Annotated in this window: 24 protein-coding genes; 13 read left to right on the plus strand and 11 right to left on the minus strand. The window is 64.5% G+C overall.

The genetic code is table 11. The features are described 5' to 3' along the window. Window positions 1-173 precede the first annotated feature (173 nt). The gene (locus Q8O35_RS05270; protein ID WP_305571381.1) at window positions 174-683 is read left to right on the plus strand and encodes an RHS repeat-associated core domain-containing protein; all 510 of its coding nucleotides are present in this window, start codon (window positions 174-176) and stop codon (window positions 681-683) included. A 509-nt stretch (window positions 684-1,192) separates the two neighbouring features. Here Q8O35_RS05270 and Q8O35_RS05275 read toward each other — a convergent pair. Genes Q8O35_RS05275 through Q8O35_RS05285 form a run of 3 tightly spaced genes read right to left on the minus strand, consistent with a single transcriptional unit; the run spans window position 1,193 to window position 4,379 of the window. Then, complete coding sequence (locus Q8O35_RS05275) at window positions 1,193-2,419, minus strand: ABC transporter permease (protein ID WP_305571383.1); 1,227 nt, start codon at window positions 2,417-2,419, stop codon at window positions 1,193-1,195. Between the two features lies 1 nt (window position 2,420). After that, window positions 2,421-3,149, minus strand: a complete 729-nt coding sequence (locus Q8O35_RS05280) for an ABC transporter ATP-binding protein (RefSeq protein ID WP_305571385.1) — start codon at window positions 3,147-3,149, stop codon at window positions 2,421-2,423. 3 nt (window positions 3,150-3,152) lie between these two features. Continuing rightward, complete coding sequence (locus Q8O35_RS05285) at window positions 3,153-4,379, minus strand: efflux RND transporter periplasmic adaptor subunit (RefSeq protein WP_305571387.1); 1,227 nt, start codon at window positions 4,377-4,379, stop codon at window positions 3,153-3,155. Between the two features lie 267 nt (window positions 4,380-4,646). Between Q8O35_RS05285 and Q8O35_RS05290 the strand changes: the two genes are divergently transcribed. From Q8O35_RS05290 to Q8O35_RS05325, 8 genes are all read left to right on the plus strand, one after another. Next, window positions 4,647-5,627, plus strand: coding sequence for a chromate resistance protein ChrB domain-containing protein (locus Q8O35_RS05290; RefSeq protein ID WP_305571389.1), 981 nt, complete (start codon window positions 4,647-4,649; stop codon window positions 5,625-5,627). A 1-nt stretch (window position 5,628) separates the two neighbouring features. Beyond that, window positions 5,629-6,189 carry a DUF2148 domain-containing protein gene (locus tag Q8O35_RS05295; protein ID WP_305571391.1) on the plus strand — a complete coding sequence of 187 codons (561 nt, stop codon included), beginning with the start codon at window positions 5,629-5,631 and terminating at the stop codon, window positions 6,187-6,189. 21 nt (window positions 6,190-6,210) lie between these two features. Next, window positions 6,211-7,440, plus strand: coding sequence for an MFS transporter (locus tag Q8O35_RS05300; RefSeq protein WP_305571393.1), 1,230 nt, complete (start codon window positions 6,211-6,213; stop codon window positions 7,438-7,440). A gap of 10 nt (window positions 7,441-7,450) precedes the next feature. Then, window positions 7,451-8,284 (plus strand): HDIG domain-containing metalloprotein, encoded by an 834-nt coding sequence (locus tag Q8O35_RS05305; protein WP_305571395.1) that lies wholly within the window; start codon window positions 7,451-7,453, stop codon window positions 8,282-8,284. A 41-nt stretch (window positions 8,285-8,325) separates the two neighbouring features. Further along, window positions 8,326-9,609 carry a chromate efflux transporter gene (chrA, locus tag Q8O35_RS05310; RefSeq protein WP_305571397.1) on the plus strand — a complete coding sequence of 428 codons (1,284 nt, stop codon included), beginning with the start codon at window positions 8,326-8,328 and terminating at the stop codon, window positions 9,607-9,609. A 107-nt stretch (window positions 9,610-9,716) separates the two neighbouring features. After that, window positions 9,717-10,253 (plus strand): rhodanese-like domain-containing protein, encoded by a 537-nt coding sequence (locus Q8O35_RS05315; RefSeq protein WP_305571399.1) that lies wholly within the window; start codon window positions 9,717-9,719, stop codon window positions 10,251-10,253. Then, on the plus strand, window positions 10,229-10,699 hold the full coding sequence (locus Q8O35_RS05320) for a MauE/DoxX family redox-associated membrane protein (protein WP_305571401.1): 471 nt from the start codon (window positions 10,229-10,231) through the stop codon (window positions 10,697-10,699). The genes Q8O35_RS05315 and Q8O35_RS05320 overlap by 25 nt, the downstream gene beginning before the upstream one ends. 283 nt (window positions 10,700-10,982) lie before the next feature. Continuing rightward, window positions 10,983-12,746 carry a methyl-accepting chemotaxis protein gene (locus Q8O35_RS05325; RefSeq protein WP_305571403.1) on the plus strand — a complete coding sequence of 588 codons (1,764 nt, stop codon included), beginning with the start codon at window positions 10,983-10,985 and terminating at the stop codon, window positions 12,744-12,746. 93 nt (window positions 12,747-12,839) lie between these two features. Here the strand turns inward: Q8O35_RS05325 and Q8O35_RS05330 are convergent, their stop codons facing one another. The 7 genes from Q8O35_RS05330 to Q8O35_RS05360 form a co-directional block, all read right to left on the minus strand. After that, window positions 12,840-13,853, minus strand: coding sequence for a TerC family protein (locus Q8O35_RS05330; protein ID WP_305571405.1), 1,014 nt, complete (start codon window positions 13,851-13,853; stop codon window positions 12,840-12,842). A gap of 165 nt (window positions 13,854-14,018) precedes the next feature. Next, the gene (locus Q8O35_RS05335; protein ID WP_305571407.1) at window positions 14,019-14,555 is read right to left on the minus strand and encodes an HPP family protein; all 537 of its coding nucleotides are present in this window, start codon (window positions 14,553-14,555) and stop codon (window positions 14,019-14,021) included. A 4-nt stretch (window positions 14,556-14,559) separates the two neighbouring features. After that, window positions 14,560-15,156, minus strand: coding sequence for a CBS domain-containing protein (locus Q8O35_RS05340; RefSeq protein ID WP_305571409.1), 597 nt, complete (start codon window positions 15,154-15,156; stop codon window positions 14,560-14,562). Between the two features lie 94 nt (window positions 15,157-15,250). After that, entirely contained in the window at window positions 15,251-16,324 is a 1,074-nt protein-coding gene (locus Q8O35_RS05345; protein ID WP_305571411.1) for a carboxysome shell carbonic anhydrase domain-containg protein, read from the minus strand. Between the two features lie 137 nt (window positions 16,325-16,461). Next, window positions 16,462-17,694, minus strand: coding sequence for a sodium:calcium antiporter (locus tag Q8O35_RS05350; RefSeq protein WP_305571413.1), 1,233 nt, complete (start codon window positions 17,692-17,694; stop codon window positions 16,462-16,464). Between the two features lie 12 nt (window positions 17,695-17,706). After that, a complete protein-coding gene (locus tag Q8O35_RS05355; protein ID WP_305571415.1) occupies window positions 17,707-17,964 on the minus strand; it encodes a hypothetical protein in 258 nt (85 codons plus the stop codon). Window positions 17,965-17,991: 27 nt separating this feature from the next. Beyond that, on the minus strand, window positions 17,992-18,687 hold the full coding sequence (locus Q8O35_RS05360) for a YkgJ family cysteine cluster protein (RefSeq protein ID WP_305571417.1): 696 nt from the start codon (window positions 18,685-18,687) through the stop codon (window positions 17,992-17,994). Between the two features lie 385 nt (window positions 18,688-19,072). Here Q8O35_RS05360 and dsrA point away from each other — a divergent pair, with 385 nt between their 5' ends. From dsrA to Q8O35_RS05380, 4 genes are all read left to right on the plus strand, one after another. Further along, on the plus strand, window positions 19,073-20,386 hold the full coding sequence (dsrA, locus tag Q8O35_RS05365) for a dissimilatory-type sulfite reductase subunit alpha (protein WP_305571419.1): 1,314 nt from the start codon (window positions 19,073-19,075) through the stop codon (window positions 20,384-20,386). 20 nt (window positions 20,387-20,406) lie between these two features. Further along, window positions 20,407-21,552, plus strand: coding sequence for a dissimilatory-type sulfite reductase subunit beta (dsrB, locus tag Q8O35_RS05370; RefSeq protein ID WP_305571421.1), 1,146 nt, complete (start codon window positions 20,407-20,409; stop codon window positions 21,550-21,552). Window positions 21,553-21,618: 66 nt separating this feature from the next. Continuing rightward, complete coding sequence (locus tag Q8O35_RS05375; RefSeq protein ID WP_305571423.1) at window positions 21,619-21,861, plus strand: dissimilatory sulfite reductase D family protein; 243 nt, start codon at window positions 21,619-21,621, stop codon at window positions 21,859-21,861. A gap of 103 nt (window positions 21,862-21,964) precedes the next feature. After that, on the plus strand, window positions 21,965-23,368 hold the full coding sequence (locus tag Q8O35_RS05380; RefSeq protein WP_305571478.1) for a cobyrinate a,c-diamide synthase: 1,404 nt from the start codon (window positions 21,965-21,967) through the stop codon (window positions 23,366-23,368). Here Q8O35_RS05380 and Q8O35_RS05385 read toward each other — a convergent pair. After that, window positions 23,365-25,329 (minus strand): CHASE2 domain-containing protein, encoded by a 1,965-nt coding sequence (locus Q8O35_RS05385; protein WP_305571425.1) that lies wholly within the window; start codon window positions 25,327-25,329, stop codon window positions 23,365-23,367. The two genes, Q8O35_RS05380 and Q8O35_RS05385, sit on opposite strands and share 4 nt — an antisense overlap. Window positions 25,330-25,347 lie beyond the last annotated feature (18 nt).

The raw sequence follows: 25,347 nt of genomic DNA on the forward strand, positions 1-25,347 counted from the left end.
TTCCGGCTCCGGCGTGAAGCGCCGGAGCCGGAACCCCTCGCCACAGGGAGTCCAGAGGGCCGTGCGCCCTCTGGCGGGGGCCTGGGGGCAGCGCCCCCAGCGCTTTCGCGGCGAGCGGCTCTACAGCTACGCCGCTGGCCCTTGCAAACCCCGACGGCGGTGTTGTACAGGCAATGCAATACGACAGCTTCGGCAACCTGTTAGCGGTGGCCGGAGATGTGGTGCGCCTGCCGCTCGGCTTCGCGGGCGGGCTCTTTGACGCCGACACCGGCCTGACGCGCTTCGTCTGGCGCGACTACGACGCCGACACTGGCCGCTTCACGGCCCTTGATCCGCTGGGCGCGAAGGGTGGCGATAGCGACTGGTATGGCTATTGCGTCGATGATCCGGTGAATCGGGCGGACGCGTGGGGGTTGGAAAGTACATCGGAAGGGCAACGCGACGGCAGCTATGAGGACTGCATGAGCAGCACGAGGTGGTGGAATAGACAGTGCAAGCAGGCAGCAGAGCTTGCAGGTAATATTGTTGGCGAGAAATGGCCGTTGCGGGGCTGGGGTGTCGGCGAGGCGGGGGACTGGTTCTGCAAACAGGTATACGGTGGCAATAAAGAACGTTGTGAGGATGAGTATGGTGGCCAGCGAAAGGCTCCGGACACTGATTCACCGCCTTCTGCCTCGGACTGACGAGCGCGGAGAGCTACTCCGATGCGTGAAGGCCTGGGCCTGCTTGGGCGTGCTCTATGGGATCGGTGGAGTGGCATATATGCTGATGACAATCCGCTTATTGCCCGAGGCGGCTATTGGCTTGGCGTTTATCATCGTCGTGTATGCCGCTGCCAAAGGTCTTTCATCGGTGGCGTGGTGTGGTTCATTGCCTCAGCCTATAGGGCAGTCAGGGCGCGATTGGGGCGAGAGGACTAGCTTGACATCGGCCATGGTGGCGCGGTTTTCGAAACACTAATGGCCGCTTCACTAATCTTGATCCGCTTGGCGCAAAGGGCGGCGACAGCGACTGGTATGGGTATTGTGTCGATGACCCGGTGAATAGGGCGGACGCGTGGGGCTGGAGAGAAAGAAAACGGGGCGAGGAGTGTGCAACTCTTCGCCCCGTCATCGTTACTTGGAGTGTTCAGGGGGTGACACATTCTCCCTTTGACCGGGGGTCGGGGGCAGCGCCCCCGGATTTTGTGTTCCTATTCGTAGCGCAGGGCGTCGATTGGGTTCAGACCGGCTGCCTTGCGCGCGGGATAGAACCCGAAGAAGATGCCGATGCCGCTGGAGAACGCCACGGCCAGCAGGATGGCCTCGCCGGAAATGAGCGTTGGCCAGCCGAAGAACCCGGAAATGGCGAAGGCCCCGCCCACTCCCAGCGTGATGCCGATGAACCCGCCGAGCATGGTCAAGAGCACTGCCTCGGCCAGGAATTGCAGCAAAATGTCGCGCTCCTTGGCGCCGATGGCCATGCGGATGCCGATCTCCCGCGTGCGTTCCGTCACGCTCACCAGCATGATGTTCATGATGCCGATGCCGCCCACGATGAGCGAGATGGAGGCCACTGCGCCCAGCAGAAGGGACATTGTTTTGGCCGATTGCTGCGACACGGCCAGGATTTCCGAAAGGTTGCGCACGGTGTAGTCGCGCTCCTTGGTGGCGCTCATGTGGTGGCGCTGGTCCAGAAGCGAGGTGATCTCGCTCTCGGCCTGGGCCAGCTGCTCCTGGCTTGCGGCCTGCACAAGAACCGGTCCCACCATGCCGGGGAAGGCGTTGCCCAGGATCTTGCGCTGCGCCGTGGTGATGGGCACGTAGACCACGTCGTCCTGGTCCGTGCCCTGCGCGCTGCGTCCTTTACGCTCCAGCAGGCCGATGATCAGGAAGGGCACGCCCTTGATGCGCACCTGCTTGCCGATGGGGTCGTCGTCGCCAAAGAGGTTCTCGGCCACGGTCTTGCCCATGATGCAGACCTTCTGAGCCGTATCCACGTCGCTTGAGGTCATCTCGCGCCCGGCGGCTAGCCTCCAGTCGCGGATGCTCAAAAGCGCGGGCGTGGTGCCTGTCACCAGGCTGGACCAGTTCATGTTTCCGGCCACCATCTGGGCCGTGCCGCGCAGTTCCGGGGCTGCCAGGGCCACGGCGGGGCATTCCGACTGGATGGCCTTCACGTCTTCGAAGGTGAGGGTGGGGGCCGAGCCGCCGCCTGCGCGGATGCCGCCGCTTGTGGTGCTGCCCGGCAGGATGAGGATGAGGTTCGAGCCCATGGTGGCGATCTGGTCGGCTATCTGCTTGGTTGCGCCGGATCCCACGGCCACCATGACGATGACCGCGCCGATGCCGATCATGATGCCCAGCATGGTGAGGAATGAGCGCATGAGGTTCACGCGCAGGGCGCGCGCCGCGATCTTGACGGGCAGCAGGATGTCCACGCTAGGCTCCCGGTTTTGCGGCTGTTTGCGCCGGGCCTGTGTCGTCGATGATGACGCCGTCCTTGAAGGTGACGCGTCGGCCCGCGTGGGCGGCGATGTCCGGCTCGTGGGTGACCATGATGATGGTCTTGCCCTGCTCGTTCAGGCGCTTGAAAATGTCCATGATTTCCTCGCTCATGCGCGAGTCGAGGTTGCCCGTGGGCTCGTCGGCCAGGATGAGGGCCGGATCGCCCGCTAGGGCGCGGGCAATAGCCACGCGCTGCTGCTGGCCACCGGAAAGCTGGTTCGAAAGGTGCCCGGCGCGTTCGGCCAGCCCCACCATGTGCAAGGCCTCCAGGGCGCGTGCGCGCCGCGTGGCAGCATTCATGCCGCCGTAGACCAGCGGCAGCTCCACATTCTCCGCTGCGGTGGTGCGGGAAAGAAGATTGAAACCCTGGAACACGAAGCCCAGCTTCTTGTTGCGGATCTCGGCCAGCTCATTCTTGGACATGTTTTCCACAGACACCCCGTCCAGCGCGTACCGGCCGGAGCTGGGGCGGTCCAGGCAGCCCAGGATGTGCATGCAGGTGGACTTGCCCGAGCCGCTGGAGCCCATGATGGCCACGAACTCGCCCTGGTTGACGGTGAGCGACACGCCGCGCAGGGCATGCACAGTCTCCTCGCCCATCTGGTAGACCTTGGTGATGCCCTCGATGCGGACGACTTCCTTCATGGCGCTGCCCATCTTCATGGCTTAACGAGGAGGCCCCATGCCTGGGCTGCCGGAAGCGCCCATGGGGTTGGCCGCGGCCTTGGACTTGGCGCTGGTCAGAACCTCTAGCACGAGGTCCGCGCCTTCGGCCAGGTCGCCGCTGAGGACTTCCGTTTCCCTGTCGTTGCCGATGCCCACGGTGATGACCACGGGCTCTGGCATGCCGTTTTTCAGCGCGTACACGCGCTTCTGGCCGGGGCCCAGCTTGGCCGAGTCCGGCTTCTGGCCATTGGCAGGCTTGGGGCGGTAGCGCAGGGCTGCGGTGGGGATCTTGAGCGCGCCCGCATGGGTGGCCGCGATGAAGGTTACGTTGGCCGTCATGCCGGGCTTGAGCTTCAGGTCGGAGTTGTCCACGCCGACGACCACGGTGTAGGTCACCACGTTGGAAACGGTTGTGGCCGCGTTGCGCACCTGCGTCACCACGCCGGAAAAACGCGTCTCGGGGTAGGCGTCCACGCTGAAGGTGGCGTTGCCGCCCTCGTTGATTTTGCCGATGTCCGACTCGTCCACTGTGGCGTATATCTGCATCTTGGTCAGATCCTGGGCGATGGTGAACAGGGTGGGAGTGGACATGCTCGCGGTGACGGTCTGGCCCACCTCGACCACGCGGGAGATGACGATGCCGTCCACGGGGGAAATAATGGTGGTGTAGTCGAGGTTGGTCTTGGCCAGGTCAAAGGCGCCCTTGGACTGGGCCACGCTGCCCTCGGCTGCGCTTACCGCCGCGCGGGCCGAGGCCGCCGCCGTGGCGTAGGTGTCGTAGTCGCTCACGGCCACCGAGCCGTCCTTCACCAGGTTCTTGTATCGGTTCATGGTGCGTTCCGCGTCCACCAATGCCACCTTGGCCTTGTCCAGGTTTGCCTGGGCGTTCAGGTGGTTGCCGCGGCTCTGTTCCACCAGCGCGCGGTAGCTGGACGGGTCTATCTGGGCAATCACCTGGCCCTTTTTGACCTGGGAGTTGTAGTCGGCGAAGAGCGCCTTGATGATGCCGGAAACCGGCGTGCCAACGGTAACCGTGACCACGGGGTTGATGGTGCCGGAGGAGGTTACCGTGGCGGTTATTTCGCCACGCTCCGCCTTGCCCGTGCGATAGGTGGTTTCGACCTTGGACCCGCGCAGGAAATACCAGCCCCCGCCAACGGCAAGAAGCAGCACGGCGGCTGCAAAAGCCAAGCGCACTTTTCCAGTGAATACGGTCTTGAGGTTCAAGCGCTTCTCCTGCCTGGCCGCTCCGCCCACCGGGTATTCCCGGGCCGTAGCGCAGGGGCTGTGAATATTTTATCCCCAAGGATATGGAAGTGCTTCTGCACTTTGTTCCTGTCAAACAGTTGTTTGCCATATTCGTGCCAGGAGAAATTGCGGCCATACTCGCCATTTGGTTATAAAAATATTTGGCGAAGTGCATCACTCTGCACGTTTGTGAAGGCATGCGTAAGACTCTTGACACGTGTTGCATCTGCTACTATTTTATGTTTCATGAATAACACGTGGCTTGTTTTCTCCGCATCGTTGACGGCTCGCCAGCAGGCTTTGCGGGTCAAGGTCTGGCGCAGGCTCTCCGGCCTTGGGGCCATGCAGCTTAAGAACTCCTTATGGCTGCTGCCGGAGCGCGAAGAGTGCCGTGAGCAGTTCTTCTGGCTGGTGCAGGAGGTAGAGGCCGAGGGCGGCGAGGCTGTGGTGCTGGAATGCTCCGGCCTGGGCAATGTGACGGATGCCGAGGCCCAGAGCCTGTTCCGACGCGCCCGCGATGCCGACTACGCCGCCCTGGAGCAGGAGGCTTCGGACATTTCGGCTTCTCTTGCGGCTGGGCCGGAGGATGAAATCTTGCGGCGCGAAACGCGCGCCTTCCTGCGCAAGGCCCAGCGCAGGCTCGCGTCCATTCGCGCGGTTGATTTCTTTCCCTCTGGCCGCGCGGAGGTGGCCTCCCAGGCCCTGAATTTCCTGTCCTCCATGCTGGAGGGCCAGACCGAGGCGCAGCCCGCCGTGTGCAGTCTGCCGGATTTCGCCTGCCGCACCTGGGTCACGCGGGAGCGCCCCTATGTTGACCGCCTGGCCTCGTTCTGGCTGGTGCGCCGTCGCATCGACGCGGGAGCGCGGATACGTTTCCTGTCCCCGGACGAGGCCGTGCCGCGCGGAGCTGACTTTGTAAGCTTCGACATGCCGGGCGCTGACTTCACCCACCGGGGCGAGCTTGTGACCTTCGAGGTGCTGGCAAATGACTTTGGCATCCGCGATGCCGCCGTGCGGCGTCTTATGGCCGTGGTCAAGGCCATCGACCTTGCGGGCGACGCCGAGGAGGCCGGGGAGGACCGGGTGTCTGGCATGCCTGCGGAGGCCAGGGCCGTGAAGGACGTTCTCGATGGACTGGTCACAATTTCCACCAACGACGCGGAACTGCTCGAACGGGCCACGCTGCTCTTCGACGCGCTGGCCGCGACATACGACACAGGAGCATGACATGAAGGACGTAAGCATTCACGTGGCCGGACTCATGGCAGCGGCAGCGCGCACCGCGCCCAAGGCGGGCGGCAAGGACTTTCTGGAAATCGTTGTCGTCACCGAGCCCGAAGACCTGCGGGCCATTGCCGAACGCATGCGCAGCCACGCGCCGGACAGCACCAATGAGGCCTTCTGGCGGCGCGATGCGGACAACATTGAGATCGCCCACGCGGTGGTGCTTGTGGGCTTGGCCAAGACCGTGGCCGCCGGGTACGACTGCGGTGCCTGCGGCTTCGCCACCTGCAAGGAGTTCCTGGCCGGGCGCAAGCATGATGAAAAGCACCTGGGCTACACCGGCCCGCACTGCGCCATGCGCATGATGGACATCGGCGTGGCGCTTTCCTCCGCCGCCAAGGCCGCCAGCTTGCTTTCCGTCGATTGCCGCGTGCAGCAGCGCGTGGGCGCGGCGGCCCGGGCCCTGGGGTTCATCAACGCCGAGGTGGCCATGGGCATTCCCCTTGGCGTGTATGGCAAGAGCCCGTTCTTTGACCGCAAGGCCGCACCGGCGCCAGGGCACTAGTCCGGTTTTCAGGAGGACATCATGCAGGCTTTGCCAGCTCTGGCCGGCTTGAACGCCGTGGGTTTTTTGGCCCGGTTCTCCTACGCCCTGGCGCGCAACCCGGTGTTGCCGCTCTTCGCCCTGTTTCTGGGCGCAGGGCCGGAGGCCGTGGGGCTGGCCGTGGGCATCTCCACCGTCACCGGCATCTTTTTCAAGATGCCCGCAGGAGCCCTCTCCGACGTTATTGGTCGCAAGCGCACCATGCTGGCCGGGCTTTTCGTGTTCGGCCTGATGCCCTTTGCTTACCTGTTCATCGAAAACTACCAGGCGCTTGTCGTCGTGCGGTTTATCCATGGCCTAGCCACGGCCATCTACGGGCCGGTGGCTATGGCCGTGGTGGCTGAAATGGCTGGCGAGCGCCGGGGCGAGATGCTGTCCTGGTTCTCATCCGTGATGATAGTGGGCACGCTTTTGGGCGCGCCTTTGGGCGGGTGGATGCTGCATCATGCAGCCGGAGCGCCCGCGCCGGGCATTACCGACTTCCGGCTGGTGTTTCTTGTGAGCGCTGCGGCGGGCATGTCCGCGCTGTTGCTGGGCCTGTGGCTCCTGCGCGGGCCGGAGGCTCACGCGAACACCGGCCTGAGCCTCTCGGAGCGGCTGGCGAAGTTTCGCCAGGGCATTGGCGAGGTGGTGGCCGACCGCCGGGTGCTGTTGACCTCGGCCATGGAGGGCGTGCAGAACATGGGCATGGGCGCGCTGGAGGCCTTTTTGCCCATCTATGCCGTGACCCGCGCAGGCCTTAACGAGCTTGAGGCGGGCCTGCTTTGGGCCGTGCAGATAGTGGTCACAATGTTTTCCAAGCCGCTCCTGGGGCGGTTGGGAGATGTGCAGGGCCGCAAGGCGCCCATCGCCTGGGGACTCTTCTGCTGTGCCCTGGGTCTGGCTGCCGTGCCTTGGCTGACGACCTTCTGGACCTTGAGCATCGCCGCCCTGGTCTTTGGACTGGGGGAGGCGCTGGTGACCTCGTCCTCCGCCGCCCTGGTGGCGGATCTGTGCCGCAAGCGCAACTTCGGCGCGGCCATGGGCACCTTTGGCACCATCTTCGACGTGGGCCACGCAAGCGGTCCCATCCTGGGCGGGTTGCTGGTGGCGGCGTTCGACTTCCGGCTGGCCTTCGCCATGCTTGCAGTGGTATTGCTGGCCGCAATCCCGGTGTTTCTGGCCGGGGTGAATCTGGACAACAACACTGATAACAACGCGGCCTCCGCGTAGGGAGACGACCATGAGCACGACCCTGACACCCGACGAACTGCGGCGTGAGCTGGCCTCGGCCACGCCTCCCCTGGTAATCGACGTGCGCCGCGCTGATGACAGGAAACTGCGCCCCCAGGGCATTCCCGGCGCGGACTGGCGCGATCCGCTGCTCTTGGAGGACTGGGCCGGGGGCATACCCGCCAGCGCCGAGGTTGCGGTCTACTGCGTGCGCGGAGGCTCGGTGAGCAAAAACGTGCAGGACCAGCTGGCCCGGCGCGGGGTCAAGGCCCGGTATGTGGAGGGCGGCCTGGCGGCCTGGAGCGAGGGTGAGGCTTTGCGCGCAGATCCTGATGCCGCGCTTCTCTTGTCTCAGGGCGTGCCTGAAAAGGGGCTGGCCCATGCGGTGCTTGTGGCGCAGATTGCCCTTGCCGTGGCGCGGGACCAGTCGCCCCAGCCGGACCTGGACCTTGTGCGGCGCGGGGCGCTGTTGCACGACCTGGGCAAGGTGCGCGACATGGGCAACCTGCACGGCGTGGCCGGAGCGGAGCTAGGCCGCGAGCTGGGCCTGCCGGAGGAGGTGCTGGACTGCATCGAGAAGCACGTTCGCCACGGCGTGCCCCTTGAGCAGGCGGAAGGCTACGGCCTGCCCCGGCGCGACTTCTCCTTCACGCGCGTGGAGGAGCGCATCGTGTCCTACGCGGACAAGCTGGCCGACATCCTGGCTGCGGGGCTGGCAGCGGGCATGGCCGAGGCGCGCGAGCGATTCCCGGAGATCCTTGCGGCCAACGCCTCCCTGGCCAAGGACGAGGCCACGCTGGCGCGCTACTCCGACAGTTGGAAGCTGCTGGAGCAGCCGCGTTGAAGGTTGCGACGAGGTTCGCTTAAAGTGTCGCAAGGAGTCCCATGAGCATAACACCATCGTTTCATGAATTTTTCCGCTACTGGCTGCGCCTGGGCTTCATCAACTTCGGCGGCCCGGCTGGGCAGATCGCCATGATGCACAAGGATCTGGTGGCCGCGCGCGGCTGGGTGGAGGAGCGGCTGTTCCAGCGCGCTTTGGGCTTCTGCATGCTTTTGCCCGGACCGGAGGCGCACCAGCTGGCCGTGTATCTGGGCTGGCGCATGCACGGCTACCGTGGCGGTGCCGTGGCCGGGCTGTTTTTTCTCTTGCCTTCGGTGCTGCTGATGCTCTTTCTGTCTTGGCTGGCTGCGGCCCATGGCAGCGTGCCGCTGGTGGCCGGGATGTTTCGGGGCATCGCCGGGGCCGTGGTGGCCATCGTGGCCCAGGCCCTGTGGCGCATCGCCAAGAAGTCCCTCAAGCACCCGGTGTTCTATGGCTTCGCTGCAGCCAGCTTCCTGATGGGCTACGTCCTGAACCTCAAATTTCCGGGAATCGTGGTGGCGGCGGGTCTCATGGGCCTGTGGCTGGGCACGGTGCGGCCGGAGCTCTTTTGCCCAGGCGCCGTGTGCGAGGCCGAGGAAGAGGCTCCCCAGCGTCCGGCAGGGTCTCCCTGGCGGCACGTGGGCCGGGTGGCCCTGGTCTTCGCCGGCCTCTGGCTGGCCGTGGCCATGCCGGTGTACCTGCTCTCCGAACCCGGCTCGATTGTGCCGAAACTTCTGGCGTTTTATTCTCGCGCCAGCTTTGTGACCTTTGGCGGAGCCTATGCGGTGCTGTCCTATGTGTCGGACATGGCCTTGCGCCTGTCCTGGGTGACCCAGGACCAGTTGGTGCTGGGCCTGGGCCTGGCCGAGACCACGCCCGGGCCGCTGATCATGGTGACCCAGTTCGTGGGCTTCCTCACGGCCTGGAACCACCCTGGGACCCTGAGCCCGCTCCTGGCCGGGGTCCTGGGCGGTCTTGTCACCACCTATGGCATGTTCTTGCCGAGCTTTTTCCTTGTCTTCTGCGGCGCTCCCTACATCGAGGCGCTCACGGCCAACCCCAGGCTGCGCTCGGCCTTGACGGGCATCACCGCCGCTGTGGTGGGGGTCATTCTGAAGCTTGGCGTGGTCTTCGCCACGGCGGCCTTTTGGCCTTCCGGCCCCGCAGGGGGCGGCGGCTTCGACGCCTTCGCCCTGACCGTGGCCCTGGTCTCGGGCCTGGCCCTGTGGCGCTTCAACACCGGCGTGCATATTCTGGTGCTGGCGAGCGCTGCTGCGGGCGCTGCCTGGACATTTTTGGGGTAGAAGACTCGTTCAAATTGCAATCCCGCCGTCCTTGGAATAGGGTGCGCCCTGTTCGGGAATGGCCCCTGCGTTGCACGGGGGGGTGGATCAACCAGCGGAGAGACCCCATGCGCCTCATACCTAAAATCATCGGCCAGTCCCTGGGCATTCTCGCCCTTTCCGCAGCTCTGGCTGTGGGCGTCAACGCCCTGCGGCCAGACGGCCTGCCTTACGTCCAGGCCGCCCAGCAGAGTGCGGTCGCCCTCGACAAGACCGGCGGCGAGATCGCCATCAAGGACGCTGCGCTGTTGTTCATTTCCGGCCGCGCCGTGTTTCTCGACGCACGCTCGCAGTTCGAGTTCGAGCAGGGTCACATCCAGGGCGCCATCTCCCTCCCCCCGCGTGAATTCGCCGCGCAGTTTCAGGACATCAAGGCCCGGCTGATGGGCAAAGAAGCTGTCATCACCTATTGCGACGGCGAGCGCTGCCCCTTGAGCCACGCCCTGGCCCAGCACCTGCGGGGCGCTGGCGTGAAGAACGTCTACGTGCTCAAGAACGGCTGGAGCCTCTGGCTGGCCGAGAAGCTGCCTGTTTCCAAGGGTGCTGCAATGTCCAGCCAGCCAAAGGGACAGGAGGGTATATGCAGGGACTGCGACAACAAGTAGGCCCCGCGTCAAACGTCCCCTGGGAGGCCTTGGCCTGGCTGCTGCGCATGGCCGTGGCCTGCGTGCTCATCTACGCCAGCGCCGACAAGATCATCCGCCCCCATGACTTCGCCATCATCGTGAAGGACTACCGCCTGCTGCCGGATGCGCTGGTGAACCTAACGGCCATCTGGCTGCCGTGGTTCGAGCTGGTCCTTGGCGTGTGCCTGTTCACGGGCTTTTGGCGCCAGGGCGCGCTGTTTCTGGCTACAAGCCTCCTCGCTCTGTTCTGGGTGGCGCTCATCGTGAATTATTTCCGCGGCATCAATGTCGGCTGCGGGTGCTTCACCTCCACCCCTGGCGAGGCTGCGCCAATGCTCTGGTACATTGGCCGCGACGCATTGCTGCTGGCCCTGCCTCTGGCCGCCTGGGAAGCGGGCCGCCGGGCGGAGCATCCCGAAGTCTAAGCCGTTTTTTCGCTGCATGCACAAAGCCCCCGGTCGTCGCCATACGTCCGGGGGCTTTGCTGTTTCTGTGAATACGCATGCCTTTGCGCGTTGGCACCTGTATCCGGAAGTTTGCGTTTCCGGATGCACACTATTTTGCAGCATCCTTGAATTAAAGATGATTGCAGCGATGGGCATATGGAACGGATTGTGCTTTCCCCTCCAGTTCTTCGAAACACCATGGAACCGGCTGCGGCACAGCCGCAGCGTACACCATTTCTATAACGCACTTCTGGGAGGGGGCATGCATTCACTATCCTTGCGCGGAAAATTCATTCTTACGCTTTCTGTGGGCGGCTTGGCTCTGGCCTTGCTCTTCACCATGTCCATGCTGGGCATCAAGGACTTTGAGAGCGACTACAAGCGCATGCGCTCTGTCGATACGGTGGGCCGCCTTGCCGCGCTGGAAATAGCCAAGGATATAAATTATTTCAGCAGGCTCACCCGCAACATCATGCTTGGAAGCGACATCGACAAGGACCTGAAGCAGATTGAGCAGACCGTGGCGCGCATTGAGAAGAACTTCCAAGTGCTCGCGCAGCTTGATTTTTCCCAAGCCGAAAAGGAGCTCATCCAGAAGGCCCGCGACGCCTCCATCCCTTTCACCCGCGATGGCGTTGAGATCGTGGCCGGGCTCAAGTCCATGCACCAGGATGAGCGCCACAACGCCTATAAGGACTATGAGCGCAGGGCCACCCCCTTTGCCATGGCCTTCCGCGAGCACTATGGCAATTTCGAAAAGAGCATGAACGCCCGCTTCGACACCGGCATGGCCCGCATGCAGGACCGCCTGGCGGAGCACGAGCGGCTCATGTGGATCATCCTGGCTGGCGCTGTGGCGGCCATGTACGCCGTGGGCTATTTCATCTCCAACAAGGACCTTTCGGGCATGCGCCAGTGCATCGCCTTTGCTCAGGAATTGGGCCAGGAGAATCTCACCCGGCGTCTGGAGCCGGGCCGCATGTCCTCCATGCGCGACCTGGCCACGGCGCTGAACGAGACAGCCCAGAGCCTGAGCGACTTCCGGCTCCACGTGGCCCAGGCCACAGCCGAGGCCCGGCGCGAGGGCGACGAGGCCCGAAAGGCCCTGGCCGAGGCGGACGAGGCCAGGGGCCAGGCCGAGCGTGCGCGACGCGAGGGCATGCTCCAGGCGGCGGGAAAGCTACAGGACGTGGTGCGCGTTGTGGCTCAGGCTTCTGACGAACTGAGCACGCGGGTGGACCAGTCCACGCGCGGCACGGAGCACCAGTCGCGCCGGGTTGGCGAAACCGGGCTGGCCATGAGCCAGATGAACGATGCGGTGCTTGATGTGGCCAAGAACGCCTCCCAGGCTGCGGAGACCTCCGGCGGGGCCCGCAGAAAAGCCCAGGACGGCGCGGCAATCGTGGCCCAGGTCATGACGGGCATCGGGCAGGTGCAGCGGCAGTCCCTGGAGCTCAAAGGCGAAATGACGGCCCTGGGCCAGCAGGCCGAGGCCATTGGCAAGGTCATGAACGTCATCAACGACATTGCCGACCAGACCAACCTGCTGGCGCTCAATGCTGCCATTGAAGCAGCGCGCGCGGGCGATGCCGGGCGCGGTTTCGCCGTGGTGGCCGACGAGGTGCGCAAGTTGGCCGAAAAAACAATGGCCTCCACCAAGGAGGTGGGTGAGGCCATCAACGGCATTCAGCAAGGCACCCGCGTGAACATAGACAAGGTGGACCGCGCCGCCTCCACCATTGACCACACCACCGGGCTGGCGAGCAAGTCCAGCGAGGCTTTGGCCGAGATCGTGTCTCTGGTGGACCTGGCCACGGACCAGATACGCGCCATCGCCGCCGCAAGTGAGCAGCAGTCCACCTCCAGCGAGGAGATCAACGCGGCCATCGACGAGGTCAAGCGCATCTCGGCGGACACCGCCGAGGCCATGCGCCAGTCGTCTCGCGCCGTGGGCTCCCTGGCGAGCCAGGCCCAGGCCCTCAAGGGGCTCATCGAGGAGATGCAGGCCGAGGGCGTCCACGCATAAGGTTGAGGCAGGGCTAGGCCCCTTGAGCCACGAGAAAAGGCCCCAGACGTTGCGAGACGTCTGGGGCCTTGGTTGTGTTGTGCCCGCCGGAAACTAGTCCTTGGGCGGCTTTCCGCTTATCGGCGGATCCTCCTTGGTGGGGCTCAGGGGCACCCAGCCGCGCAGGGCGTCATCCGCAGCTTCCGCAGGCGGCAGGTCCTTGGTGCGGTAGATTGAAAGCCACATGGAGCCGCCGATGATGGCAGCGGTGGCCAAGAGCGCCCATTCCGTGGGGATCACCGACCCGAAGGCGGCGTTGATGACCATCTTTGCGCCGATGACCACAAGCACGATGGACAGGCCGTACTTGAGGTAGTGGAAACGGTGGATGATGCCGGCCAGGGCGAAAAACAGCGCCCGCAGGCCAAGAATGGCGAAGACGTTGGAGGTGTACACCAGGAACGGATCCTTGGTGATGGCGAAGATGGCTGGGATGGAGTCCAGGGCGAAGACCACGTCGGAAAGCTCCACCAGCACCAGCACGATGAACAGCGGGGTGATGTAGCGGGCGCCTTTTCTCATCACTGTGAAGCGCTCGCCCTCGTAGTCCTCGGTGACGCGGAAGTGCTTGCGCATGAATTGCGTCACCCGGTTGCCCGAGAGGTCCGGCACGTCGTTAATGGTCATGAGCATCTTGATGCCCGTGAGGATGAGGAACGCGCCGAACACATAAATGACCCAATGGAAGGCCGAGATCACCGCCGCGCCCGCCAGGATGAGGACCGCGCGCATGACGAGCGCCCCGAGCACGCCCCAGAACAGCACTGTGTGCTGCGCCTTTTTGGGTACCTGGAAGTGGGTGAAAATGAGCACGAAAACGAAGATGTTGTCGATGCTCAAACTTTTTTCAATGAGATAGCCGGTGAGAAATTCGAAGCCAGCTTGCCTGCCCTCGAAGTGGAAGATTACCCCGGAAAAGCCGAGGGCCAGAATGAAATAGCCGAGACTCAGCCAAAGTGACTCTTTGACGCCCACCTCGCGGTGGTTCTTGTGCAAAACGCCAAGGTCAAAGGCAAGCAGGAACAGGACCAGCAGGTTGAAGCCGACCCAGTGCCACAATGTCGTCATGAATCGCTCCTTAGCACCCCCTTAGGGGGTCGCAAACAGCATCATTAAGCGGTGCGGGTGCCGCTGGCAAGGGGCTTTCCGGGGGCTGGACGCCGCTGGTTGGGCTGAAAGCGAAAATTGTGGTTGCTGTGTGGTGTTGCCCTGAAGTTGGCCTTGGACAGGGCGCTACCACCAGTATTCGGGATAGCGTCGGCCGGTGGTCAGGGCGTTGGCAGCGAGGGCCACGCAGAGAAGGATTGCCGCGCCCGTGAGCGCCGGGCACAGCACGTAGAGGTAGCCCAGGGCGGCGATCTTGGGGCCGCCCGTGACGGCGATGTATGCCGTTGCGCCGCCGGGCGGGTGCAGGGTCTTGGTCATAAGCATCACCGCGATGGCCGTGGCCACGGCCAGGGCTGCGGCCAGCCAGGGCATCTCGGGCAGGGCCAGGCGGAAGCTGACGCCGATGATGGCCGAGAGCACATGCCCGCCCAGCAGGTTGCGCGGCTGGGCCAGGGGGCTTTTGGGCGCGGCGAAGAGCAGCACGGCTGAGGCCGCGAAGGAACCGATGATGAGCACCTGGTCCACAGGGTCGGCCACAGCGGCGTGCAGCCAGCCCAGGAGCGCAATGCCCGTCAGCGATCCCAGGAAGGAAGAGACGATCTCCGTGCGTCGGACGCGCGGCGGACTTTTGCCTGCTCCGCGCATCTTCGCGAAAAATTCCATCAAACTACTCCGCAATTATGAGGGATTGGGATGCGCGCACCACGTCGCCGCGCGTGATGATGCCCACCAGCCTCCCCGCCTCGGTGACGGGCAGGCGGTTGATGCCGCGCTCGTCCATGATTTTCGCCGCTTGGCCCACCGGGGTGGCGGGCGCGATGGTCAACGCCGGGGCGGTCATGAGTTCGCGCGCGGTTACGGCGGTGAAGTCGCTTGATCCGCACTGGTCGCCTGTGACCAGCAGGGCCACCAGGGCCATGGGCGTGGATTGCCTGGGCAGGCCGAGCCGGGGCAGGAAGTCCTTGATGCTCACCACGCCCGCCACCTCGCCGTTCTCCACCACCGGAGCGCCGGAGATGCCCGCATCGGCCAGCAGCCGGGCCACCTGGGCGGCGGTGGCGTCCGGGGCCACGCTGCGCACCTCGCGGGTCATGAGCTGGCCCGCGGTGAGGCTCAGGCGCACGCGCTCGGTGGCGTGGCGCAGGGCCAGCCGGTACAGGGCCAGGGCGTCCGCTGGGGTTATGTCCAGGTAGCCGTCGGCCTGACCCATGGCGGCCAGAATGTCGTCCACATCGACGCCAGCCAGGGACTGCTTGCTGCTCATGAGGTCCTCCCGCGCTTGGAAAATTCGCGCCCCGGCCTATGGCATGGTCGGGGCTGGGCTGGCAAGGGGCTTGGCCGCCGCCGTGCGCAGGGTGTCAGCTGGTCTCCGCAGCCGCGCCGCTGTCGTTCAGGAGCGTGAGCGTGCGCGTGTTCCAGTCCAGCACGGCGGCCTCTCGGAGCATCTTTGGGTGCAGGTCCGGCCATTCGCGCCGGATGACCTCGTCGGCGAATTCGGAAAGGAAGCGCGACTTGAGCTCGGCGCGCGCGCGGTCCATGCCCGCCTCGCGGTAGGGGGCCGAGGCGAGGAGCAGGAAGCCGTCATCCGGGATGCGCCCGCTTTCCATGTTGCTCTGGATGATGCCCGCAGCCCTGGCTATGGGGCCGGAAAGATCCGGGCTGTAGGGGCCGATGATGAGCGCCATGTTGGGCACGTGCAGGAAGTCGAAACCCCGGCCCACGCAGATGACCCACTCGCGGTGCTCCGTGGCGAGCTCCCGGCCCGAGGCGCGCACCTGGGCGATGTGCCGGATGTTGCCCTGCACCAGGGGCAGCAGGTCCGCCAGGATCCGGGCGGGCATGTCTGGATACAGGGCGCGCAGTTCGTAGGCCAGCCGCTGCTCGTCGGCATCCTCGGCCTGGGTCAGGTCGAGGACGCCTTCGGGCCCGTGCAGAATCAATGCGTCTTCGTCGGTTTCAAAGCCGAAGACCACGGGGTAAACGGTCTGGTGCGCCTGGCCGAAGGTGTATTCCATCTGGCGGCGTATCTCGTGCACGTGGCGCACGCTGGCGGCCTTGTCGTAGCCGAAGCCTGCGCAGCCGCGGTGTGGGTCGCCCTTGGAGAAGTGGTAGGTGATGATGACCAGCACGCGCCGTCCGGCGGCCACGGCTTCGGACACGGAGTTCGCCACCACCTCGCCCAGGAGCGGCCAGCCAAGGTGGAACATGCCGCCCAGGTTGCGCAGGGGCTCGATGATGCCGAGGGGCGTGCCGGTGACGAAGGGCAGATGGATGCGGCCGTCCATGCACTTGAGCACCATGACGTGGGTCGGATGCTGGGCCAGATAGTGCTTGCGGGCCAGTGCGGCCTCTGGCGTGCAGAACTCCCGCGCGTGCTCGCGACCCAGATTCCACAGCCAGTCTATGCGCTCGTGGATGCTCCGGTTGCTCATAGCCCCCCCCTATGCAAAGCGTATTTGTCTACGCATCACCTATGGCACGGACCGGGCCTGGCTGGCAACGGGCGGCGCATGGAGACGAGGGGGCCGAGCGCGGAGGCCAGGGCTTTGGAGCTGCGTGGACGATGGGGTTAGACTATCCGCTGCTCCACGCTGGCGCCGAGGCGCAGCTCCCACATTTCCTGGCGCTTCAGCCAGGCTATGACAAGGAAAAGGACCACATACACTGCGCTGAAGAGCTGGTGTAAACCGTCGGTGCCGTTGCCCCAGGGCAGTTCGGGCAGGTTCAGGCCCTCCACCACATAGGGGCTCAAAAGCTGGCCCGCGAAGAGGCCGAAGAGCAGCAGCGCCGCGCCGGGGCCAAGAGCCAGGGAGGCGAGCAGCGCCACAGCCATGAGCGATTGCGCAGCGGTGAGAAAGATCTCGTGCAGCTGGAACGGACCCAGTGGCAGCGGGTGCTCAAAGGTGCCGCTGGAGATGCCGTACACGGGGGGAATCATGCCCACGAGAAGGGTCCACTGGTTCAGCTTGCTCGAAAGCAGGCTGCCCATGGCCGTGGCCGCCTGGCCGCGCAGCACGAACATGATGGCCACGATGAACTCCGGGGCTTCGCTTGCGATGGGCGCGAGCCACTGCACCAGCAGGAATTCGTTGATGCCGAACACCTTGCCAGAGGCCACCAGGTTTTCGCTGAACAGCTCCGCGCTGGCGAGGATGACCCCGGCGGCGAAGAGGAACAGGGCCACGGTGGCTTGCCTGCGTCGGGTCTTGGGCAGCGCGCCGATGAGCTCCGCCGGTCCTTCCAACTCGCACTCCTGGCAGGGGCGCTGACTGGCCAGGCGGATGTACCAGGCGTACAGGGCCAGGAACACTATGCTGTCGTACCAGGCCAGGCTGCCCTTGATTGGGATGAGGAAGGCGTAAGCCGTGGCCAGGCCCAGGAACAGCACCTCGGTGCGCTGCTCCACGTCCAGGATCACGCGGCGGCGGGTCTTGAACCAGTGCAGGCCTGCGATGGCAGACCAGGCCACGCCGATGAGGAGTCGATTGGCGCCCGTCATGTTGGCGATGGCGTAGTGGGCGTAGTCCGATTCCGGGTGCTTGCCCGCCTGCCAGGTGAAGTACATGTCCACGGCGTACTCCGGCAGCACGGCGATGAGCGCCACCACGGCCAGGGCCAGGGTCTGCGGAATGTCCATCTGGGCCACGTCGCAGGCCCACAGGAGCAGGAACGAAGCGCCCAGGATGGCCAGACCGGAGATGAGCGCCGCCGGGGGAGGGGCCAGATGCGCGCCGGAGAGCTTGAGCCAGAGCCCTGGCAGAGTGATGAGGGCCGCCAGGATCAGCGGCACGATTTTTCGCATTACCCGCGTCGTCTACTCGTCGGCCAGCAGGCGTTCAGCAACGGCGAGGTCGTACAGTGTGGTGGGATCGCTCTCCTTGCCGGTGGCCTTGAACATGGCCGCAGCCTGCTCGATGACGGCGTAGGGCAGCCAGTTGTGCTTTTCCCAAACGTTTGCGTCATCGCGGTGCCACATGCGGAACTCAATGCGTCCGGCATAGCGGCGCACGTACATGCGGGCCTCCGGGTGCTGGGGGGCGGGGTAGTAGAAAACGCCAAGCTCGTCTTTCATCATAATCTCCAGAGTGTTGCGGATTGCTTAGTCCCGCCAGAGGGGATCGGGCTGAATGCGGCAGCCCAGGCGAGCGTCCGCGCGCAGGGCCAGCCCTGCGGCGGAGAACAGGGCTGTGGCCCCGCGCCCAAAAAAGAAATCGTGGTATTCCGAGCCGATGCCTGCGCGCTCTTCCAGGCTTTTGCGGAATGCGCGGTCGGCGCGGGCGATTTGCGAAAGTTCGGACTCAGCGTCAAGGGCCTCTTGCCCGCCGGCGCGCAGCAACTTGGCCAGGGGCGCGATGCGCGGCACAGGAACCAGCGCCTCGTGCTCGGCCAGCACCGCCAGCACGGCGTGTCCTTTGGGCAGCAGGTCGCGGCGGGTCAGGCGGTCCTGTTCGTACATGGCGGCCAAGGCGCTGGTGTCCTGGCAGGACAGGGTGCGGCATTCCTCCGGGCGGCGCTGGTACAGGCCGCAAGCGCGGGCCTCGGCGTCATAGAGGGCGCAGGTCCAGGAGCCGTCCCGGCCACGCAGCTTGAGCAACTCGGACTCGAGGGGCAGCACCTGGCCGCGCACCTGATCGAAGGCGGGCTCGCCCGCGCGGAGTGTGACCACAAGGGAAAGGTCCAGCGCATTGGGCCCGTCGAACAGCAAGGCATCGGCCCGGTGCAGGGCAGGGCCGCCCTTCAGGCAGCAGGCGCCGCAGCGGCGGCAGGCGGATTCGCTCGAAGGTGTTGTGTTCAAGATAGTGATTGCCTGGCAAGTCGAGTTTGGGATAGTCAGAACAAGCACGCAGGCCGAATTCGGCTTGCCAGCGTTCCGGGCAAGGCTGCTTACCCCGGAGCGGGCCGGAAAGCAACTATGCGCAACCACGCGCGGTGCTATGCAGTTATCGGCTGAGTAGTGTTGTTGAACCGGATTTATGTTGACAGAGACTGTGGAATTTCCGTAACAGATGAGGAATCATGCGCTGGAATTGGACGACTGGGCCGTGCCCGTGTTCGCCAATTCACAAGCGCCTCGCCAGATGGAGGAAAGACATCCGGCGACGGCCCGCGCGCCAGCGGGCGCATGCCGGATAGTTTAGGTGTGTGGCAACATTTTACTTCAAACAACGGAGGTTAAGGGAATGGCGAAACACAAAACCCCCTTGTTGGACCAGCTGGAAAGCGGCCCGTGGCCCAGCTTCGTGTCCGACATTAAGCAGGAGATTGAGCACAGATACGCGAATCCCAAGGGTATCGACTATCAGATTCCCGCTGAGTGCCCGGACGACCTGCTTGGCCTGCTCGAGCTTTCCTTCGTGGACGGCGAGACTCACTGGAAGCACGGCGGCATCGTGGGCGTGTTCGGTTACGGCGGCGGCGTCATTGGCCGCTACTGCGACCAGCCCGAAAAGTACCCCGGCGTGGCCCACTTCCACACCGTGCGCGTTGCCCAGCCCTCCGGCATGTTCTACAAGACCGAGTTCCTGCGTCAGCTTTGCGACCTTTGGGAACTGCGCGGCTCCGGTCTGACCAACATGCACGGCGCCACCGGCGACATCGTGCTTCTTGGCACCACCACCCCGCAGCTTGAGGAGATCTTCTTCGAGCTGACCCACAAGATGAACAACGACCTGGGCGGCTCGGGCTCCAACCTGCGCACCCCGGCTTGCTGCCTCGGCGAGAGCCGTTGCCAGTACGCCTGCTACGACAGCCAGGAGCTTTGCTACCAGCTGACCCAGGAGTACCAGGACGAGCTGCACCGCCCGGCCTTCCCGTACAAGTTCAAGTTCAAGTTCGACGGCTGCTCCCTGGGCTGCGTCGCTTCCATCGCCCGCTCCGACATGAGCTTCATCGGCACCTGGCGCGACGAGATCCGCGTTGACCAGAAGACCGTTGCCGCTTACGTGGGCGGCGAGATTGCTCCCAACGCCGGCGCTTACGCTGGTCGCGACTGGGGCAAGTTCGACATCCAGGCTGAAGTCGTTGATCGTTGCCCGAGCCAGTGCATCCGCTACGAGGGTGGCAAGCTTGAGATCAACAACAAAGAGTGCGTGCGCTGCATGCACTGCATCTGCGTCATGCCCCGCGCCCTGAAGATCGGCAACGATCGCGGCCTGTCCATCCTCGTCGGCGCCAAGGCCCCGATCCTTGATGGCCCGCAGATGGGCTCCTTGACCATTCCCTTCATCAAGGCTGAGGGCGACTTCTCCGAGATCAAGGAATTCGTCGAGTCCGTTTGGGATTGGTGGATGGAAGAGGGCAAGAACCGCGAGCGCATCGGTGAGACTCTGAAGCGTCTTGGCTTTGCCCGTCTGCTCGAGGTCACCGGTACCGCTCCGGATCCTCGCCACGTGAAGGAACCCCGCCACAATCCCTACATCTTCTGGAAGGAAGAGGAAGTGGAAGGCGGCTGGAATAAGTCCATCGCGGATTACCGCGCCAAGCACCAGCGCTAACCTGAAGGAGGACTAAAAAAATGGCCTTCATTTCTTCTGGGTACAATCCCGCTAAACCGATGGAGAACCGTATTACGGACATCGGTCCCCAGCACTTCTCCAAATTCCTGCCCCCGGTTCTTGCCAAGAACAAGGGCGCGTGGGACTACCATGAGATTCTTGAGCCCGGCATCCTGATGCACGTGGGCCTCTCCGGCGACAAGGTCTTCACCGTCCGCGCCGGCGCCGCCCGCCTTATGTCCGTGACCAACATCCGCGAGATCTGCGACATCGCCGACGAGTTCTGCGGCGGTCACCTGCGCTTCACCACCCGCAACAACGTGGAGTTCATGGTCACCACCCTTGAGGAAGCCAAAGCCCTCAGGGACAACCTGAACGCCCGCAAGTTCGCTGGTGGTTCCTTCAAGTTCCCCGTTGGCGGCACCGGCGCCGGCGTCACCAACATCGTGCACACCCAGGGCTGGGTCCACTGCCACACGCCCGCCACGGACGCCTCCGGCACCGTGAAGGCGACCATGGACGTGGTGTTCGAAGAGTTCACCAACATGCGTCTGCCCGCCCCCGTGCGCATCTCCATGGCTTGCTGCCTGAACATGTGCGGCGCGGTGCACTGCTCCGACATCGCCATCCTGGGCATTCACCGCAAGCCCCCGATCCTCGACCACGAGAATCTGGACAACGTGTGCGAAGTGCCCCTGGCCGTCGCCGCCTGTCCTACCGGCGCCATCCGCCCCACCAAGATCGAGTTCCAGGGCAAGCAGATCAACACCGTTGCCGTTAAGAACGAGCGCTGCATGTTCTGCGGCAACTGCTACACCATGTGCCCTGCCATGCCCCTTGCTGACAAGGAAGGCGACGGCATCGCCCTGATGGTTGGCGGCAAGATCAGCAACCGCATCACGACCCCCAAGTTCTCCAAGGTCGTTGTGCCCTTCATCCCCAACGAGCCGCCCCGCTGGCCGACCATGACCAAGGTCATCAAGCAGATCCTTGATGCCTACGCCAAGGACGCCCGCAAGTACGAGCGTCTGGGCGACTGGGCCAACCGCATTGGCTGGGAGCGTTTCTTCGAGAAGTGTGAGCTTGAGTTCTCCGCTCACCTTATCGACGACTTCCGTGATCCGGCGTACTACACCTGGCGCCAGACCACCCAGTTCAAGTTCTAAGCATTAGACCATCACGGGGCGCGGGGAAAATCTCCGCGCCCCTTTACCTCAAAAAGGGGCATCACTATGGCGCTCGTATACGAAGAAGCCAAAAAAACGATTGTTGACTTCATCAACTCCAAGGCCAAGAATAAGAGCAAGTTCTACTTCAACGACTTCACCGCCCTGTTCCCCGAAGAAAAGGGCCGCGACGTCAAGAAGATTCTGACCCAGATGATCAACGAGGAAGTCCTCGTGTTCTGGTCCAGCGGCAGCACCTCCATGTACGGCCTGCACGGCGCCGGCAAGCATGCCGACGGCGAGGACTAGACTCCTCTTGCCTCACGCTTAGTTCGAGAGGGCCTTGCCCAGGTGCTGGGCAAGGCTTTTCTTGTTCCGCACGCCGTACCCAGAACCGCCCAAGCGCAACACCATGACAGCGTTTCCCCGCATCATCCTGGCCGGCCTCTCCGGCGGCTCGGGCAAAACCTTCGTTTCCATCGGCCTGTGCCGGGCCTTGTCCCGCCGGGGCGTCATCGTGCGGCCTTTCAAAAAGGGTCCGGACTACATCGACGCCTCCTGGCTGACGCACGCCGCGCGCGCTACGGCCTGCAACCTCGACCCCTTCCTGCTCCCGCGTGAGACCATCGCCGCGCTGTTTCAGGAAAAGGCGGCCGAGGCGGATATTTCCCTCATTGAAGGCAACCGCGGCCTGTTCGACGGCAAGGACCGCGAGGGCACCTGCTCCACGGCGGAACTTGCACGCCAGCTCGACGCCCCGGTGATTCTGGTGCTCGACGCCACGAAGATGACGCGCACCGCCGCGGCCATCGTTGCCGGTTGCCGCTCCTTCGAGCCGGGGCTCAATCTGGCCGGGGTGATTCTGAACCGCACCGCAGGCGAGCGCCACCGCGCCATCCTCAAGCAGTGCATCGAGGAGTTGGCCGGAGTGCCTGTGCTGGGCTGCCTGCCGAAGATGCTCGACAATCCCATCCCGGAACGCCACATGGGCCTTGTTTCCGACCAGGAGCACATGAGCCGCGATGCGGCGCTCAACGCCATTGCCGACGTGGTGGAGCGCTGGGTGGATGTTGACCGGGTGGTTGACGCGGCCCGCCGGGCCGAAGCGCCCGCGCCAGCCCGGCCAGTGCCCTGGCCGGCGTCGGTGCTTGCTGATCCGAAGGCCGAAGGCCCGGTCATCGGTTACGTGCACGATGCCGCCCTGTGGTTTTACTACCCTGAGAATTTGGAGGCGCTGGAGCGCGCCGGGGCCACCTTGCGCAAGGTCAGCCTGCTTTCAAGTGAACCCTGGCCTGAGCTGCACGGCCTGTATCTGGGCGGCGGCTTTCCAGAGACCCAGGCCGCCGGGCTTGCGGCAAATATTGACGTGCGCGCGCGCGTGCGCTCCCTGGCTTTGGCGGGCCTGCCTATTTATGCGGAATGTGGCGGGTTCATGTATCTCTGCGAGGGGTTGCAGTTGGAAAGCGGCCTGCACGAACTGGCCGGGGTGTTCCCCTTGTCCACGCGGTTGTGCCCGCGGCCCCAGGGGCTTGGGTATGTGGAGGCGCTGGTGGAGACGGAGAATCCCTTCCACCCGCTCGGAGCGCACATCACGGGCCATGAATTTCACTACTCGGCCTGCACAGAGCCCAGCCGTCCGGCGGACATGCCCCCCCTGGCGCTTAAGATGCTGCGCGGCCATGGCATGCTGGCCGGGCGCGACGGCTTGCTCATGGGCCGCACCTTCGCCTCGTACACGCACATCCACGCCCTTGGCGCGCCTCATTGGGCGCCAAGCTTCGTGCGCGCAGCCCTGGCCTTTCAGCAAGGCCGCTAGCCCTTCACCGCTTCCGGCAGGTCCACGGTCAGGGCCTCCACCTCCTTGTCAAACCCCTTGAGCTTGAGCGCGCCCGCGCTGGTGAGCCGGAACTGGTCATGCACCAGGGCTGCCGTACGCGCGCTCAGCAGCACGCCGCCGTGCGGGGCTGCCCCTTCCAGGCGCTGGGCCAGATTCACGTTGCGCCCCAGCAGGGTGAAGTCCTTTCGGGTGCGCGAGCCCATGTCGCCCACAATGGCGTGGCCGGTGTTCAGCCCGATGCGTATAGTGATCATCTGCCGCCCCTGCGCCTGCCATGTGCGGTTCAGCCGGGATACGGCGGACTGCATCTCCACTGCTGCGCGCACGCCGCACAGTGCAGAGCGCCGGGCGTTCTCCACGGAGTCCACGCCTTCGACTTCCGGATAGCCGAAAAAAGCCATGAGCCCATGGCCCATGAACTTGTCCACTGCGCCCTGATTGCGGAAGATGCAGGCCGTCATCTCCTCAAGATACTCGCCGAGGAAGCGCTGCACCTCGGCGGGTTCCATGTGGTCGCTCATGGCAGTGAAACCAGCAATGTCCGCAAAGAGCACCGTGACGTCCACGCTGCGGCCAGCCATGATGTCCGAGCCGGACTCAAGTATCTGCCGGGCGATGCTGGGAGAAAAATAGGTTTCCAGCATGTGCCGCTGCCGGGCGGAGTCGCGGGCGACTCGAACCAGGCCGTGGGCCAGAAGCGTAAGCACGCAGAGCCCCACGGCGAGGCTGCTGGCCGTGAGGTTGAGCGCCAGCCCCGTGGTCAGGTAGAGTCCGATGTTCGATGCCGGGCAAAGGACCACGAGGCCCAGGCCCGATGGCAGAAAGGCGCGGATGGGCAGACGCAGGAACAGCAGCCCCGACAAGGCCAGGAACGCTGCGGCAAAGGCTGCTGAAGCCCAGGCTGGTGCCACAGGCAGGTGGGCGCCGGTGAGCAGTTGGCTTGTGAGGTTGGAGTGCAGGGTAATCAGCGGCTCCGCCGGGGAAAGGGCCGTGGCCTTGATGTCTGTTGTGCCCGAAGCCGTGAGGCCCACCAGGACGATCTTGCCTTTGAGACCCTGCCGCAAAAAAGCCAGGCGTGCCGGGTCGGCGGCGGCGTCCAGCACCTCGGCGTAGGACAGGTGCCAGAAACCGTGCCCCCAGGGTGCGGTGAGATTCACGGACAACATGCTCCGGGAGTCGGTGGGGACAAAGCTGCGTCCAGCCTGTCGGATGATGTCCACGCCTCCTTGTCGGATTACAGCCTTGGCGTCCAGGTGGTGTAGCGCCAGGGTCAGGGCCAGGGCTGGCAGGGGCTGTCCGTGGTACCCCACCAGCAGCGGCATGCGGCGGTATGCGCCATCCAGGTCCGGGGTGGCGGCGATGTGCCCCAGGCCCAGAGCGTTGCTGGAAAACAGGGCCGCAGGCAGCACAGTGCGTTGGGCCTGGAGCAGGTCTGGGACGTGCATGCCGCTGGCAGGCAGAAGCGATGCCAGGAGCGGCAGATCGTCGGTTTCGGGGGAAAGGCGGACCACATCGGACTCGTGCACCAAGCCCACGCCCACTGGGAACACGACGCGGCCACTGCGGGCAATGGCCGTTTCCAGGTCCGCGTCGTCGGTCTGGCCGTCTGCGCGTGCTGCGGAACCCCGAAACACAATGTCGAAACCCACAACAGACACGCCGCAATCCGTAAGCACGTTAAGCACGCGGGCGTGGATGGAGCGCGGCAGCGGCCAGGGGCCTAGGCGTCGAAGGGAGGCGTCGTCGATGTCCAGGAGCACGACGTCTGGGCTGGGCAGGGGGCGGGTGGCCAAGCGGAAGCGCAGGTCCGAGGCGGCGAGTTCAAGGCGCTCAAAGGGCGCAGGCAGCAAGAGCAGGGCGGGCAGGAAGCAGGCCAAAGCCAGGGCGGCCACCAACAGGCCGCGTGTTTCAGGCGAGAGGTTCCGCTTGGGCTCTGCCATGGCCCTACTCTCCTTGAG

Source organism: Humidesulfovibrio sp. (genome assembly GCF_030689645.1).
Taxonomy (GTDB): Bacteria; Desulfobacterota; Desulfovibrionia; order Desulfovibrionales; family Desulfovibrionaceae; genus Humidesulfovibrio.

Bases quoted from the DNA above. Each gene is read 5' to 3' on its own strand.
- Q8O35_RS05270 (WP_305571381.1), top strand. From the start codon at position 174: ATGCAATACGACAGCTTCGGCAACCTGTTAGCGGTGGCCGGAGATGTG.
- Q8O35_RS05280 (WP_305571385.1), bottom strand. From the start codon at position 3,149: ATGAAGATGGGCAGCGCCATGAAGGAAGTCGTCCGCATCGAGGGCATC.
- Q8O35_RS05290 (WP_305571389.1), top strand. From the start codon at position 4,647: ATGAATAACACGTGGCTTGTTTTCTCCGCATCGTTGACGGCTCGCCAG.
- Q8O35_RS05295 (WP_305571391.1), top strand. From the start codon at position 5,629: ATGAAGGACGTAAGCATTCACGTGGCCGGACTCATGGCAGCGGCAGCG.
- Q8O35_RS05300 (WP_305571393.1), top strand. From the start codon at position 6,211: ATGCAGGCTTTGCCAGCTCTGGCCGGCTTGAACGCCGTGGGTTTTTTG.
- Q8O35_RS05305 (WP_305571395.1), top strand. From the start codon at position 7,451: ATGAGCACGACCCTGACACCCGACGAACTGCGGCGTGAGCTGGCCTCG.
- chrA (WP_305571397.1), top strand. From the start codon at position 8,326: ATGAGCATAACACCATCGTTTCATGAATTTTTCCGCTACTGGCTGCGC.
- Q8O35_RS05315 (WP_305571399.1), top strand. From the start codon at position 9,717: ATGCGCCTCATACCTAAAATCATCGGCCAGTCCCTGGGCATTCTCGCC.
- Q8O35_RS05320 (WP_305571401.1), top strand. From the start codon at position 10,229: ATGCAGGGACTGCGACAACAAGTAGGCCCCGCGTCAAACGTCCCCTGG.
- Q8O35_RS05325 (WP_305571403.1), top strand. From the start codon at position 10,983: ATGCATTCACTATCCTTGCGCGGAAAATTCATTCTTACGCTTTCTGTG.
- Q8O35_RS05330 (WP_305571405.1), bottom strand. From the start codon at position 13,853: ATGACGACATTGTGGCACTGGGTCGGCTTCAACCTGCTGGTCCTGTTC.
- Q8O35_RS05335 (WP_305571407.1), bottom strand. From the start codon at position 14,555: ATGGAATTTTTCGCGAAGATGCGCGGAGCAGGCAAAAGTCCGCCGCGC.
- Q8O35_RS05340 (WP_305571409.1), bottom strand. From the start codon at position 15,156: ATGAGCAGCAAGCAGTCCCTGGCTGGCGTCGATGTGGACGACATTCTG.
- Q8O35_RS05345 (WP_305571411.1), bottom strand. From the start codon at position 16,324: ATGAGCAACCGGAGCATCCACGAGCGCATAGACTGGCTGTGGAATCTG.
- Q8O35_RS05350 (WP_305571413.1), bottom strand. From the start codon at position 17,694: ATGCGAAAAATCGTGCCGCTGATCCTGGCGGCCCTCATCACTCTGCCA.
- Q8O35_RS05355 (WP_305571415.1), bottom strand. From the start codon at position 17,964: ATGAAAGACGAGCTTGGCGTTTTCTACTACCCCGCCCCCCAGCACCCG.
- dsrA (WP_305571419.1), top strand. From the start codon at position 19,073: ATGGCGAAACACAAAACCCCCTTGTTGGACCAGCTGGAAAGCGGCCCG.
- dsrB (WP_305571421.1), top strand. From the start codon at position 20,407: ATGGCCTTCATTTCTTCTGGGTACAATCCCGCTAAACCGATGGAGAAC.
- Q8O35_RS05375 (WP_305571423.1), top strand. From the start codon at position 21,619: ATGGCGCTCGTATACGAAGAAGCCAAAAAAACGATTGTTGACTTCATC.
- Q8O35_RS05380 (WP_305571478.1), top strand. From the start codon at position 21,965: ATGACAGCGTTTCCCCGCATCATCCTGGCCGGCCTCTCCGGCGGCTCG.
- Q8O35_RS05385 (WP_305571425.1), bottom strand. From the start codon at position 25,329: ATGGCAGAGCCCAAGCGGAACCTCTCGCCTGAAACACGCGGCCTGTTG.